This window comes from Arsenicicoccus piscis (assembly GCF_022568835.1).
GTDB classification, from domain to species: Bacteria; Actinomycetota; Actinomycetes; order Actinomycetales; family Dermatophilaceae; genus Arsenicicoccus; species Arsenicicoccus piscis.
The window spans coordinates 21325-33962 of sequence record NZ_JAKZHV010000008.1 but is presented as its reverse complement, the minus strand read 5'-3'; the positions used below and the strand labels follow the sequence as shown (position 1 = coordinate 33962).

Annotated in this window: 13 protein-coding genes and 3 pseudogenes; 6 read left to right on the top strand and 10 right to left on the bottom strand. The window is 70.6% G+C overall.

Annotated elements, in window-relative coordinates:
- The first annotated feature begins 55 nt into the window (after positions 1-55).
- A pseudogene (locus tag MM440_RS13590) lies at positions 56-1224 on the top strand (glutathione S-transferase family protein).
- Positions 1225-1333: 109 nt separating this feature from the next.
- Here the strand turns inward: MM440_RS13590 and MM440_RS13585 are convergent.
- Positions 1334-1597, bottom strand: a pseudogene (locus MM440_RS13585) (type II toxin-antitoxin system PemK/MazF family toxin); the annotation flags it as partial.
- Positions 1581-1778 carry a hypothetical protein gene (locus MM440_RS13580; RefSeq protein WP_241444904.1) on the bottom strand — a complete coding sequence of 66 codons (198 nt, stop codon included), beginning with the start codon at positions 1776-1778 and terminating at the stop codon, positions 1581-1583. The gene MM440_RS13580 and the pseudogene MM440_RS13585, both read right to left, overlap by 17 nt.
- Before the next feature lie 73 nt (positions 1779-1851).
- On the opposite strand from MM440_RS13580, the pseudogene MM440_RS17650 reads away from it, so the two are divergent.
- Together MM440_RS17650 and MM440_RS13570 are read left to right on the top strand one after the other, a co-directional pair.
- Positions 1852-1989, top strand: a pseudogene (locus MM440_RS17650) (IS256 family transposase); the annotation flags it as partial.
- A gap of 173 nt (positions 1990-2162) precedes the next feature.
- Positions 2163-2408 (top strand): YlcI/YnfO family protein, encoded by a 246-nt coding sequence (locus tag MM440_RS13570; protein WP_241445070.1) that lies wholly within the window; start codon positions 2163-2165, stop codon positions 2406-2408.
- Positions 2409-2625: 217 nt separating this feature from the next.
- On the opposite strand, the gene MM440_RS13560 is transcribed toward MM440_RS13570, so the two are convergent.
- From MM440_RS13560 to MM440_RS13525, 8 genes are all read right to left on the bottom strand, one after another.
- Positions 2626-2877, bottom strand: a complete 252-nt coding sequence (locus MM440_RS13560; protein ID WP_241445069.1) for a ribbon-helix-helix domain-containing protein — start codon at positions 2875-2877, stop codon at positions 2626-2628.
- A gap of 549 nt (positions 2878-3426) precedes the next feature.
- A complete protein-coding gene (locus MM440_RS13555; protein ID WP_241444903.1) occupies positions 3427-3843 on the bottom strand; it encodes a DUF350 domain-containing protein in 417 nt (138 codons plus the stop codon).
- Positions 3840-5123 carry a glutathionylspermidine synthase family protein gene (locus MM440_RS13550; RefSeq protein WP_241444902.1) on the bottom strand — a complete coding sequence of 428 codons (1284 nt, stop codon included), beginning with the start codon at positions 5121-5123 and terminating at the stop codon, positions 3840-3842. The genes MM440_RS13555 and MM440_RS13550 overlap by 4 nt, the downstream gene beginning before the upstream one ends.
- Positions 5123-5563 carry a tRNA-dihydrouridine synthase gene (locus MM440_RS13545; RefSeq protein ID WP_241444901.1) on the bottom strand — a complete coding sequence of 147 codons (441 nt, stop codon included), beginning with the start codon at positions 5561-5563 and terminating at the stop codon, positions 5123-5125. Before MM440_RS13545 ends, MM440_RS13550 begins: the two co-directional genes overlap by 1 nt.
- A 22-nt stretch (positions 5564-5585) precedes the next feature.
- Entirely contained in the window at positions 5586-6659 is a 1074-nt protein-coding gene (locus MM440_RS13540; RefSeq protein ID WP_241444900.1) for a Gfo/Idh/MocA family oxidoreductase, read from the bottom strand.
- Positions 6660-6691: 32 nt separating this feature from the next.
- Positions 6692-7645 carry an electron transfer flavoprotein subunit alpha/FixB family protein gene (locus MM440_RS13535; protein ID WP_241444899.1) on the bottom strand — a complete coding sequence of 318 codons (954 nt, stop codon included), beginning with the start codon at positions 7643-7645 and terminating at the stop codon, positions 6692-6694.
- 33 nt (positions 7646-7678) lie between these two features.
- Entirely contained in the window at positions 7679-8464 is a 786-nt protein-coding gene (locus tag MM440_RS13530; protein ID WP_241444898.1) for an electron transfer flavoprotein subunit beta/FixA family protein, read from the bottom strand.
- A 128-nt stretch (positions 8465-8592) separates the two neighbouring features.
- Positions 8593-9075, bottom strand: coding sequence for a hypothetical protein (locus MM440_RS13525; protein WP_241444897.1), 483 nt, complete (start codon positions 9073-9075; stop codon positions 8593-8595).
- Positions 9076-9109: 34 nt separating this feature from the next.
- Here MM440_RS13525 and glgX point away from each other — a divergent pair, with 34 nt between their 5' ends.
- From glgX to MM440_RS17645, 3 genes are all read left to right on the top strand, one after another.
- On the top strand, positions 9110-11245 hold the full coding sequence (gene glgX, locus MM440_RS13520; protein ID WP_241444896.1) for a glycogen debranching protein GlgX: 2136 nt from the start codon (positions 9110-9112) through the stop codon (positions 11243-11245).
- A 501-nt stretch (positions 11246-11746) separates the two neighbouring features.
- On the top strand, positions 11747-12382 hold the full coding sequence (locus MM440_RS13515) for a hypothetical protein (RefSeq protein WP_241444895.1): 636 nt from the start codon (positions 11747-11749) through the stop codon (positions 12380-12382).
- A complete protein-coding gene (locus MM440_RS17645; protein WP_420914167.1) occupies positions 12267-12593 on the top strand; it encodes a phosphodiester glycosidase family protein in 327 nt (108 codons plus the stop codon). Before MM440_RS13515 ends, MM440_RS17645 begins: the two co-directional genes overlap by 116 nt.
- The last annotated feature ends 45 nt before the right edge of the window (positions 12594-12638 follow it).

Genomic DNA, 12638 nt, shown 5'->3' with positions numbered 1-12638 from the left:
TCTAGGCCGTGGTCACGGACTGGCCCTCGGGCGCCCAGCGGGAGAGACTGGTCCGATGGCGACGGACCAGACGCAGCACCAGACCGACGGCCAGGCCGACAGCAAGGCCGACCCCCAGAGCACCGGCGAGACGTTCGAGCGCGCGCAGAACGCCCCCAAGAGCGGCGCGTTCGAGCGCGACACGACCTACATCAACGACCGGATCGTCCGCGACGCGCCCGCTGGTGGGCCGTCGGCGGGGCCCGAGGGCGACAAGGTCGGCCAGCTGATCTGGCCGGTGGAGCCCGGGCGCTACCGCCTGGTCGCCGCCCGTGCCTGCCCGTGGGCGCACCGCACCGTGATCGTGCGCCGCCTGCTCGGTCTGGAGGGTGCGATCTCCCTCGGTCTGGCCGCGCCCACGCACGACAAGCGGTCGTGGAACTTCGAGCTCGACCCCGACGGGGTAGACCCCGTGCTCGGCATCGAGCGCCTCCAGCAGGCCTACTTCGCTCGGGTCCCGGACTACCCGCGCGGCATCACCGTGCCAGCCATCGTCGACGTGCCGACCGGAGAGGTCGTCACCAACAACTTCCCGCAGATCACGCTCGACTTCTCCTCCGAGTGGCGCGACTACCAGCGCGAGGGTGCGCCCGACCTCTACCCGGAGGCGCTGCGCGAGGAGATCGACACGGTCAACAAGCGGGTCTACACCGAGGTCAACAACGGGGTCTACCGCTGCGGGTTCGCGGCGGACCAGGAGTCCTACGACGCGGCCTACGACCGGCTGTGGACGGCCCTCGACTGGCTCGAGGAGCGGCTCACCCACCAGCGATACCTCGTCGGCGACACCATCACCGAGGCCGACGTCCGGCTGTTCCCGACGCTGGTGCGCTTCGACGCGGTCTACCACGGGCACTTCAAGTGCAACCGGGCCAAGATCACCGAGATGCCGGCCCTGTGGGGCTACCTGCGCGACCTGTTCCAGACCCCCGGGTTCGGCGACACCACCGACTTCGTGCAGATCAAGGAGCACTACTACGTCGTCCACCACGAGGTGAACCCGACCGGCATCGTCCCGAAGGGCCCGGCCCTCGAGGGGCTGCTCACCCCGCACGGTCGCGAAGCCCTCGGCGGGCGCCCCTTCGGCGACGGCACTCCCCCGGCCCCGTCGCCGAGGGCGAGCAGGTCCCCGCGGGCCACAACCCGCTCTACCCCGCGGACGACCGGGCCGACACCAGCAGCTGAGACCAGCCGCCCGCCGCACCGTGTCGCCCTGGCTCAGAGGTCCCATCAGGAGGGACAGGATCTCGCGGATCTCCGCGAGCACCAACGGGCCGACGTTCCCACTGCGCCCGAGGATTCGAGATGTCGCCACCGAACGCACGTGCTGGCACTGCGCGGCCGAGGGCGCGCCCAGGCCGTTCCCCCTGTCTGGTTCCACCAGCACCTCAAGGCTGCTGTCGCGGACCGTACGCGTCAGCGGCACCATCTGGACCACGTTCGGCCCACCGGCCAGGAGCCGCCGGGCCGTCACGACCACCGCAGGCCGACATAGCCCGGCCTCGCTGCCCGCAGGAACGCCGAGGTCCAGCTCGACGACATCACCCGGCGTCAGCACTCAGCCACACCGACTCGTCCCCGTCGAGGTCGCGAGACAGATCGCGGGCCATCGCGTCTTGCCGCAGCGCCTGGAGCGCGGCACGCACCGTCTCATCAATCGTCTCGTGCCGGGCACTGGCCAGTTGCGACACCCGCGCGTGCGTCGATCGACTGACCCGGATCGTCGTCGTCTCACTCATTGCACGAGTCTAGGACCAGGTAGACAAGACCGTCTACACCGCACTGCGGCAGATGAGGCTCACGGCGGCCGCCGCGTTCGCCGACTCCACCCTCGGCAAGAAGTACCCGGCCGCGGTCGCCTCCTGGGTGAACGCCTGGGACCGGTTCACCCCGTCCCTGGCCTTCGGGCCGGCGCTGCACAAGGTCAGCTACACCACCAACAGCATCGAGTAGTTGAACTTCTAGCTGCGCAAGATCATCAAGAACCGCGGTCATTCCCGGGCGACGCGGACGTGATCAAGTTGCTGGGCCCCCATCCCGCTCGGGCGACCCGAGCAGATGCCGACCGATCGGCTGATACGAGGCATCTTCGGGCCTCGCTGCCACCTACCGAAGGGGTCGCGATGAGTGCTGACAAGAAGGCCGCAGAGATGACTGCCGAGCAGGAGTACGAGTACTACGCCGACCCGGCCAACCAGGAGCCTCAGGGGCCGGACCGTCGTCGGAAGCGCCCGATGAGCACCCCGGTGCCCGTGCGCTTCCCGGCCGACCTGCTCGAGGACGTCAAGCGAGCAGCGGAAGCCGATGACCGCTCCGTCTCAGCCTGGATCCGCAGAGCCGTTGAGCACGAGCTGACCCGCTCGGCTTAGACCACTGACGACTGACCCGCGTGGATGACGAGCTGGTTCCCGCTCTAGAAGATCAGGACGATGGTCTCTAGGAGGCGGGCTTGGGTGTCGAACCCGAGGCGCAGCTCTCGGTGTGGCCAGTCATCGTCTTCGAGGGGTTCTACCCATTGGGCCCAGGTGGCCGCGTGTGCGGCGTCATCGGGACTGACCCCGTGCCGCAGCGCGCTGGGGTGGACGTTCACGCGGCGAAGTTGGCTAGCGCTCGGCGGATGGCTTCGGAGCGGGTCAGGTGCTCACGCTCTGCCAGTGCGTCCAGTGCGGCGATCTCGTCAGCAGTCAGTCGTACCGCGACGACCTGCATCGGTTCAGCGCCGCGTCCGGGCCGGCCCCGGCCTCGTCGCTTGAGCGCGTCCACGTCGTAGCCGGCCTCGGCCTCGTCGGCCCACTGCTGGATCTGCTCCTCGGTGACTTCGTCCTCACGCGCACGAATATCGTAAACGAAAAGGTAGGTCGTGTCGCTGGTTTGCTGTCAGGTGCCTGAGGCCATGTCGGCGGCGAGGATGTAGTTGGGGTGGCGGGTCGGGGATGTCGGCGCCGCAGGCTTCGAAGATTCGTAGTCCGAGCAGTCCGAGCATGGTCACGAGTGCGAAGTCGTTGATGTTCGCGCTGGTACGGGCGGCGTGGAGCACGACCTCGAACTGGAGGTGGGAGAGTCCGAGGGTGGGCGACGGTCTTGGGCTGGGAAGTGTTCATGAACCATCATCGAGCCTGCACCAGGCTCCCCCAGCGGCAGATTAGGGCGTTGCGATCCAGTAGCGCCGTGCCAGTCCGGTGTCGTCGAGCACTGTCTCGGTGAGCACTCCGCCGGCCCGTTCGATGGTTCTGATCGACCCGATGTTGTCGTCCCGATGTTGTCGTCCCGGCAGACGAGGACGCGGGGCGGAAGTCACGTTGCCCGACCTTAGCCCGCCCCACCCCAGCAGTCTCGACACCCGCTCCTCGGCATGAGCGCGAAACCACGACCGCGGTCAATCACGCCCTAGGCGATCGACGCGCACACGACCAGGCTCACGGCCAGCATGGCGGCGGCCGCGACGAGCGAGCCGGGATGGAAACGACTGTCCACGGCAATGTCCTTGAGCCGGCCGGGTGTGAGCGCGTCCAGCACGACGAAGGACAGCGCCTGCAGCACCACACCCAGCAGGCCGAAGGCGACCGTCCAGCCGAGCGCCGGGCCGAACGACGACGCGCCGTTGGTCCAGATCGAGGTGAACACGATCGCGCCGAGCCCGAGGAACGCGGCCGCGACGATCAGGGCCGCGTTGAGCGACCGCTCCTCGTAGATCCGGTGGCCGAGCCGCCCGGTCGTCACCAGGTCGATCGCCACGAATCCCGCACACAGCAAAGCGATCCCGACGACCGAGTAGGCCGCGGCGTAGAGCAGGCTCAACATCATCGGGACTCTCCTGGGCGTGTTGGTGCAGCGGACCGTGGTTCACCAGGCACCCGCGCGGCCGCCTCGGGTCGCGCGTCGTCGAGCCAGGCGGAGCACTCGGCCGCGCTCGGGGTCGGGGCGGCGATCCGGTGCGGCACGAACCTGGCGCCGTAGTCGGTGATCCACCCGTCGGACTCGCGGATGCCCACGCCGGCGGCCCGCCCGTCGACGACCCACGACCCGAGGACCGCCTTGTTGCCGTGGAAGTCGGGCAACGGGCACCACTGCTGGTAGAGCCAGCCCTCGGCGCCGTAGTCGCCCGGCTGCTCGTGCTCTATGCCCGCGGCGTGGATGCGGATGTTGTCGCCCTCGCGGCCGTGCAGCGGCTTGGCGACCCACTCGGTCAGCGGTCCGGGGTCGTCGAGATAGGCCGGCAGCAGGCATTCGTGACTCGGGTAGAGGTGCCAGAGGGCAGCGAGCAGAGCCTTGTTGGACAGCAGCACCTTCCACACCGGCTCGATCCACGTCGTGGACAGCGCACCTCGCGGCCGGGCCTCGACGTGCGCGCCGAACGGCTCGGCCAGCATCTGCTCCCACGGGTAGAGCTTGAAGCAGGCTCGCAGGGGCGCGTCACCGTGACCGACGAAGCAGGATCGCTCACTGTCCCAACCGATCTCGCCGATCGTGATGGAGTCGGTCGCCAGCCCGGCCTGGTCGGCCGTGTCGCGCAGGTAGGTGACGGTCATCAGCTCCTCGCCGGTCGGCTCGTCGGCGTGATGGGCGAAGACGACGGGCGCCGGCGGCAGCTTCATCCGGTTGGACCGCCAGGCCAGCACGAGCCGCTCGTGCAATGAGTTCCACTGGTCCAGATCAGGATTCGTGTCCTGCAGCCAGAACCATTGCGCGACAGACGATTCCAGCAGACCGGTGGGGGTGTCGGCGTTGTACTCGAGGAGCTTCGCGTGCCCGACCCCGTCGTAGCGCAGGTCGAACCGGCCGTAGATGCTGGGCGTGCCGGCCGTTAGCGACTCACGCGCCAGCTCCAGCGCACCGGGCGGCAGCCCGAGCGTGCCCATCTCACCCGTCGCGAGGAAGCGCGCTGCCTCGAGGCACATCTGGTGCAGCTGCTCGGTGACCTGCTCGAGGTAGTCGACCTCGCCAGACGTCAGCTCGTAGCACGCCTCCTCGAACCAGTAGGGCGACGGATCCCGGTCCGGCGCATAGGTCTCCGGGAAGATCAGGCCCTGGCTCATCACGGTCTCGCGCCAGCCCGGTCGCGGCGTGGCAGGCAGTCGCCGCATCAGCTGCCGGCCTTGCCGCCACTGCCGCCGAAGCCGCCCCGGCTGACCTTGGTGCCACCCTTGACCGACGCGGCCGACACGGTGCCGCCGGTCGAGGGGACCCCGCCCTTGACGTAGGAGTGCCCATCCGGCGGGGTGCTGAAGCTGCCGCCGGTCGCCCTCTGCCCGATGGCCGGCGCGATCCGGCCGAACGGCAGGAAGTACCACATCCCGCCGACGCCGGTCCGATGCGTCTGGGTCTGGGTGCCGTCGTCGCACTGCTGGTCGGCGACCCGCTTGCCGGTCTGGGGGTCCAGGCAGACCCCGGCGTAGTCCGGCTCGGCCGCGCCGCAGCCGGTCAACAGACCGGCGACCAGCGCCGTGACACCGAGCACGACCGTCGCAGAACGCCGCCCGCCAGGCCGAGGCCGGTCCGGGCGCCGGGAGAGCTCGTTGGTCATGTCCATCCGACGCGTCCGGGGCTCAACGCGTTCCGGCCGCCGCCGCACCTCGGTGCACCGTCTCGATGATCTCGACCACCCGCTGCGAGTCGTGCGGATCCACCGGGAGGTCGCCCTGGCCGCGCAGGGCCCGCGCCAGCCGGCTGTAGAACTCCGGGTAGTCACCGGTCTCGAGCTCCACCGGGGTCCGCGAGCCGTCGGCAGAGGTCAGCGTCGCCGCTCCGGGATCCTGGCGCCGCCCGTAGCCCTCGTCCGCCGGCGAGCCGCCGGCGCCCAGCTGGGCCTCCTGCTCGTCCAGCCCCAGGATCGTCAGCGTGCCCTCGGTGCCGGTCACGGTCCAGCGCGGACCCGGCTGTGGCGCAAGGGTGCTCACCACGACCTTCGACTCCACCGCGCCCGGGCCCTCGCCGTGCGTGAGCAGCAGGGTCGCCTCGTCGTCGCTGCGCCCGCCCTCGCGCAGCGTCTTGACACCACCGACCAGCGAGGACACCGGCCCGCTCAGCCGGATCACCTGGTCGAGCAGGTGCGACCCGAGGTCGTAGAGCACTCCCCCGCCCTCGTCGGGCGTCGCCGCCGCCTTCCACGCCTTCGTGATGGTCGGCTTGTCGACCTCGAAGCGCGACTCGACCGAGCGCACCCGCCCCAGCCGCCCGGACGCGATCTCGCGCTGCACGGTGAGGAAGTCGTCGTCGAACCGGCGGTTCTGGAAGACCGTCAGCGGCGCACCGTGTCGCTCGGCGGTGGCGATCAGCTCGGCGGCATCCGCCGCGTGCACCGTGAACGGCTTGTCCACGACCACGGCCACCCCGGCCTCGAGGGCGGCGCGGGCGTGCTCGGCGTGCAGCGCGACCGGCGACCCTACGACGACGAGGTCGAGGTCGCGCGCGAGCAGGTCGTCGATCGAGTCGACCGCGACGGTGCCGGGGTAGCGCTCGGCGAGCGCGGCCCGCCGGGCGGGGTCCCGCGTCACGACCGAGTCCAACACGTAGTCCGGCGACGCCGCGAGGACGGGCGCGTGGAAGACCGCGCCGCTCGTCCCGAAACCGACGACTCCCACCCGGATCGGGTGGGAGTCGTCGAGGGGGTAGTGAGTCATGTCTCGACTCTAGCCCGAGCGCTCGGCGGCGGTCACCGCTTGGCGATGGCCTCCGTGGCCTGCGGCAGCACCTGGAACAGGTCGCCGACGATGCCGAAGTCGACCAGCTCGAAGATGGGCGCCTCCTCGTCCTTGTTGACGGCGACGATCGTCTTGGAGGTCTGCATGCCCGCCCGGTGCTGGATGGCGCCGGAGATGCCGCAGGCGACGTAGAGCTGCGGCGACACCTGCTTGCCGGTCTGGCCGACCTGCAGGGTGTGCGGGTACCAACCCGCGTCGACGGCGGCGCGCGAGGCGCCCACGGCGGCCTTCATCGAGTCGGCGAAGGCCTCGACCGGCCCGAAGTCGCCCCCGGTGCCACGACCGCCGGAGACCACGATCTGGGCGGCGGTGAGGTCGGGGCGGCCGGTGGACTGCTTGGGCTCGCTGGACACGATCTTGGCCGACCGCGCGAGGTCGGAGAGCGCCACGTCGAGGGCGACCTGCTCGGCCGCGCCCTGGACGGCCGCGGGGGCGACCGAGCCGGGCTTGACCGTGACGATCGTCGTGTCGGTGGCGCCGGTCGCGTTGACCGTGTAGGACCCGGCGAACACCGAGTGCGTGGTGCGCGGCTTGCCACCCTCGCCCGCCTCGACGTCGACGGCGTCGGTGAGCACACCGGCACCCGTCTTGACCGCGAGGCGACCGGCGACCTCCTTGCCGGCGGGCGTGGAGGTGAGCAGGACCGCTACGGGATGGGCCTGCTCGACGGTCGCGGCGAGCACCTCGACGGTCGGGACCACGAGGTAGTCCGCGGCGTCGGGCAGCTCGGCGACGTAGACCTTCTCGGCGCCGTACTTCGCGAGCACGGGCAGCGCCACGTCGACGCCGCTGCCGACGAAGACCGCGGAGGGCTCGCCAAGGCGCTTGGCCAGGGTGAGCAGCTCGGCGGACGTCTTCTTCAGCTTGCCGTCGGTGTGGTCGAGCAGGACGAGAACTTCAGCCATGGGGTTCGACTCCTTCGTCTGTGGGTCGGCTCGTCAGATGAACTTGCGGGAGGCGAGGAACCCGGCGAGCGCGGTGCCGCCCTCGCCCTCGTCCTTGACGATCTCGCCCTGCTCGCGCGGCGGGCGCGCGGTGAAGGACTCGACGGTCGTCCAGGCGTTGTCCAGGCCGACCTGGCCCGCGTCGACGCCGAGGTCGGCGAGCGCCCAGGTCTCGACCGGCTTCTTCTTGGCCGCCATGATCCCCTTGAACGAGGGGTAGCGCGGCTCGTTGATCTGGTCGGTCACCGACACCACGGCCGGCAGGGACACCTCGATGCGCTCGGTAGCCGTGTCGCCGTCGCGCCGGATCGTCACGGTAGAGCCGTCGAGCGTCACCTCCGACGCGTAGGTCGCCATCGGCAGCCCCAGCCGCTCGGCGAGCATCGCCGGGACCAGGCCCATCGTGCCGTCGGTGGACGCCATGCCGGTGAGGACCAGGTCGGGCGAGCCGATCTTCTTGATCGCCTCGGCGAGGACCAGCGAGGTCGCGGCCGCGTCGGAGCCGTGGATGGCCTCGTCGCTCACGTGCACACCCTTGTCGGCGCCCATCTGGAGCGACTTCTTGACGGCGTCGCCGGCCTGGTCGGGCCCGACGGTCAGCACGGTCACCGTGCTGCCCTCGTGCGACTCCGCGATCTTCAGAGCCTCTTCGACGGCGTACTCGTCCAGCTCGGAGAGGAGGCCGTCGACACTCGTGCGGTCGACGGTCTTGTCGGACTCGGTGAAGGTCCGGTCGCCCTGGGCGTCCGGGACGTGCTTCACGCAGACGACGATGTCCATGCTCGTGCTGCCTTCCTCGGGGAGATCAGTGACGCGGCGCTGCTGCTCCACGCCATATTACCGGCCGGTAACAGGGGGTCCGGCACCCCTGCCGTGCCACGTGGCCAGCATCACGCGACCACGCGGGTTCACGCCTGCGGCTGCGACCCCTCGGGAGCCGAGCCGTCCTCGGGCACCTGACCGGTGACGATCTGGTGCCACGCACCGACGGCCTGGATCACGAAGTTGGTCGACATCGGCAGCAGGGTCTTCAGGTCCGCGCCCGGGACGACCAGGTTGTCGACGGCCGAGGACAGCATGTTCTGGGCGACGCTGGTCTTGACGAAGAGGGTCTGGGCGTTGATGACGTTGGAGGCTTGCAGGGCCTTCAGCTCGTCGACGTCGAGGTCCTCCTCGATCGCCCACTGGCCGAAGACGCGCATCATCGGGATCTCGCCCTCGAGGCAGCGCGCGAACAGCTGGTGGCCCTGGACCTTGTAGGCGACGTCGCCGTCGGCGTCGACCTCGGCGAGCAGTCCGTCCTCCTGGAGGGCGGCGACGACGGCGTCGCGCAGGGGGTGCTGCTCGGCGGCGGGAGGCATGAAGTTGGGCAAAGACGTGGGATCAGTCATGTCCACACCGTAACGAGTGCCTAGGCTTGCGCGCATGTCACCCCGACCCCGGAACTCCCGAGACCGCGTCCCACCGCTCGGGGTGACCCTCACCGACGAGGGCGCGGACGTCGCCGTCTTCGCCGCCAAGGCCGACCGGGTCGAGCTGTGCCTGTTCGACGCCGACGACCACACCGGGGAGTCCGAGCGCCGCGTAGAGCTCACCCAGCGGCTGCACGGCTTCTGGTTCGACGAGGTGCCCGGGATCAAGGCCGGGCAGCGCTACGGCTTCCGCTGCCACGGCCCGTGGCGGCCGTGGGAGGGTCACCGCTACAACCCGGACAAGCTCTTGCTCGACCCCTACGCGCGGGCGATCGAGGGTGAGGTGCGGTGGCGCCCGGAGGTGTTCGGCCACCACGTCGACGAGCTGCTGACCGGCGACCCGATGATCGCCGACCACCGCAACAGCGCGCCGTTCGTCCCCCGCTCGGTCGTCGTCGAGGACGGCTTCGACTGGGGCGACGACGCGCCGCCGCAGACCCCGATGAGCGAGTCGGTGATCTACGAGATGCACGTCAAGGGGTTCACCCAGCAGCTGCCCGACGTGCCCGAGCACCTGCGCGGCACCTACGCGGGGCTGGCGCACCCGGCGGCGATCGAGTGGCTGACCCGGCTGGGCGTCACCGCCGTCGAGCTGCTGCCCGTCCACACCTTCGTCTCCGAGCCGCAGCTGGTGCAGCGCGGGCTGGTCAACTACTGGGGCTACAACTCGATCGGGTTCTTCGCCCCGCACGCCGCCTACGCGGCCGCCACGGACCCGGAGGGGGTGATCGCCGAGTTCAAGGCCATGGTCAAGGCGCTGCACGCCGCCGGGATCGAGGTGATCCTCGACGTGGTCTACAACCACACCGGTGAGCAGTCGGTCGACGGCGGGACGCTGTCGCTGCGCGGTCTGGACGCCGCGGCCTACTACCGCCTGGACTCCCGGGCCATGGACAACGACGTCACGGGCACCGGCAACACCGTCGACCTGCGCCACCACGCCGCCGTGCGGATGGTCCTGGACTCGCTGCGCTACTGGGTCGAGGAGATGCACGTCGACGGCTTCCGGTTCGACCTCGCCGTCGCGCTCGCCCGCGGCGAGGGTGGCTACTCGCCGGACCACCCGTTCCTCGTCGCGCTCACCTCCGACCCGGTGCTGTCGCAGGTCAAGCTGATCGCCGAGCCGTGGGACATCGGCTCGAACGGCTGGCGCACTGGCCAGTTCCCCCCGCCGTTCGCCGAGTGGAACGACCGCTACCGCGACACCCTGCGCAACTTCTGGCTGATCGACCTCGCCGCGTCGAGCCACGGCCAGCCCGGTCACCGGCTCTCCGAGCTGGCCACCCGGCTCGCCGGGTCCGAGGACTCCTTCTCCCTCGGCGACCGCGGCCCGATCGCGTCGATCAACTTCGTCACCGCCCACGACGGCTTCACCCTCGCCGACCTCACCCGCTGCAACGTCAAGCACAACGGCGCCAACGGCGAGGGCAACCGGGACGGCATGGACCACAACCGATCGTGGAACCACGGGGTCGAGGGGCCGGCCGACGACGCCGTCGAGGCGCACCGTCGCCGCAGCCGCCGCAACCTCCTCGGCAGCCTGCTCGTGTCCGCCGGCGTGCCGATGATCACCATGGGCGACGAGATCGGGCGCAGCCAGCGCGGCAACAACAACGCCTACTGCCAGGACAACGAGATCTCCTGGGTGGACTGGGATCTCGACGAGGACCAGCAGGCGATGCGCGACACCGTCGCCGCCCTCGTGCGCATCCGGCGCGACCACCCGGTGCTGCGGCAGCGGCACTTCTTCGGCAAGCGCCCGCCCTACGCCGACGGGATGCGCGACCTCACCTGGTACTCCGCCGGCGGCGAGCGGATGGAGGGCGAGCAGTGGCACGACCCCTACAACCACTCCCTGATGGCCTACCTCGACGGTCGCGTCGTCGGCGGCGCGTCGCTGCTGGTGGTCTTCCACGGCGGCGCCGACGACGCCCAGATCACGCTGCCCCGGATCCGCGCCGTGACGCAGTACCGCCTGCTGTGGGACTCGGTGTGGGAGCGCCCCGACCTCGAGGGCGCCACCATGGCGGCCGGCGCGAGCTACCTGACCGCGCCCGCATCGATGCAGATCTGGCGAGCGCAGGCCTGACGCCGTCCCTAGGGTTGGCGCCATGACCCTCACACGGCATCCCGACCCGTCGCTGCGCTGGGTCGTCGAGCTGAGCATCCCCAGCGGGTCCACCAGCCCCGACCCCGACGCACCGCCGCGATCGGTCCAGGACCGTTCCGACGCAACGACATTCGCCGCCCTGGTCACCTCAAGGGCTTCCCCGCCACCGTCTCTCCCGTAGACCAGCCGCGGGCTGCCGACGTCCCCGCCGGCACGATCGGCTACCGGGTCCGGCTCACGACCACCTACGCCACGAAGGCCGAGGCCGACGCAGCCGTCGCGGCCCTCAAGATCGCTGGTGTCGCAGGCCGTTCGTGGTACTCCGGGTGGGACGGGGGCAACCCGTCGGGCGGCCCGTGGACGGTCAACGTCGTCACGATCGACCCGCGCACGTTCAAGGGGATCCTCGGTGGCACCTACGGCCCCGACCTCGAGCGGCGCGAGACCACCACCGCGCTGGCCGCCTTCACGCGCGCCGACGTGGCCATCAACGCCGGCTTCTTCGTCATGGACCCGGCCGCCGGTGCCGAGGGGGACCCGGCCGGTGCCGCCGCCTACGACGGCGTCTTCGAGTCCGAGCCGGTCGCGGGCCGGCCGGTGCTGGTGCTCGACGAGCGGGCCCGGCGCACCACGATCGTGCGCCCGAGCTGGACCGGCGAGCTCCGCACGCGCACAAGCACTCTCACGCTCGACGGCTACAACCGGGTGCCCGGCCTGATCCGCAACTGTGGCGGGGACGCGACCGACCGCCCGACGTCCCTGCCGCTGCACGACGTCACCTGCACCGACTCGGACGAGCTGGTCGCGTTCACCCCCGCCTTCGGCGCTACGACACCCCAGGGTGCCGGCACCGAGGTGGTCATCGGCCGCCGCGGCCACGCTGGCGGCGCTGCCGGTCGGGTCGCGGGCGCGCGTCGACGCGCGGCTGACCGCGCCCGGCCACGGTCACCGCTCGCTGCTGCGACCCGGCACCTCCGTCATCAACGGCGGGCCGCAGCTGATGCGCGACGGTCGCATCCACATCACCCAGAAGGCCGACGGGATGAACCAGACCACCAACCCGAGCTTCGACTACGGCTGGGTGCTGCAGCGCAACCCGCGCACCTTCGCGGGTGAGGACGCCGCCGGGCGCACGATGCTGGTCACGGTCGACGGCGATGGTGCTCGACGGCACCCTCGTCACGCACCCCTCCGACGCCACCGGGGAGCGTCCGGTGGGCGACGCGATCTACGTGCGCTGACCGGCGGGTCTCGCTGCGTGGGACAGACCGCGCCGGAGACGGGCGAGGACCCTCTCGGGGGTCACACCTGGGCTCATCTTCGGTAGCGTGAGCGGGTGACCCCGAAGCACCCCTCCCCCACGCCCGAGACC

What these genes read in the sequence shown, in the direction of transcription:
- MM440_RS13580 (WP_241444904.1), bottom strand. Translation starts at nt 1,778, where the DNA reads ATGAGTGAGACGACGACGATCCGGGTCAGTCGATCGACGCACGCGCGG.
- MM440_RS13550 (WP_241444902.1), bottom strand. Translation starts at nt 5,123, where the DNA reads ATGCGGCGACTGCCTGCCACGCCGCGACCGGGCTGGCGCGAGACCGTG.
- MM440_RS17645 (WP_420914167.1), top strand. Translation starts at nt 12,267, where the DNA reads ATGCGCGACGGTCGCATCCACATCACCCAGAAGGCCGACGGGATGAAC.
- MM440_RS13545 (WP_241444901.1), bottom strand. Translation starts at nt 5,563, where the DNA reads ATGACCAACGAGCTCTCCCGGCGCCCGGACCGGCCTCGGCCTGGCGGG.
- MM440_RS13535 (WP_241444899.1), bottom strand. Translation starts at nt 7,645, where the DNA reads ATGGCTGAAGTTCTCGTCCTGCTCGACCACACCGACGGCAAGCTGAAG.
- MM440_RS13540 (WP_241444900.1), bottom strand. Translation starts at nt 6,659, where the DNA reads ATGACTCACTACCCCCTCGACGACTCCCACCCGATCCGGGTGGGAGTC.
- glgX (WP_241444896.1), top strand. Translation starts at nt 9,110, where the DNA reads ATGTCACCCCGACCCCGGAACTCCCGAGACCGCGTCCCACCGCTCGGG.
- MM440_RS13525 (WP_241444897.1), bottom strand. Translation starts at nt 9,075, where the DNA reads ATGACTGATCCCACGTCTTTGCCCAACTTCATGCCTCCCGCCGCCGAG.
- MM440_RS13570 (WP_241445070.1), top strand. Translation starts at nt 2,163, where the DNA reads ATGAGTGCTGACAAGAAGGCCGCAGAGATGACTGCCGAGCAGGAGTAC.
- MM440_RS13530 (WP_241444898.1), bottom strand. Translation starts at nt 8,464, where the DNA reads ATGGACATCGTCGTCTGCGTGAAGCACGTCCCGGACGCCCAGGGCGAC.
- MM440_RS13555 (WP_241444903.1), bottom strand. Translation starts at nt 3,843, where the DNA reads ATGATGTTGAGCCTGCTCTACGCCGCGGCCTACTCGGTCGTCGGGATC.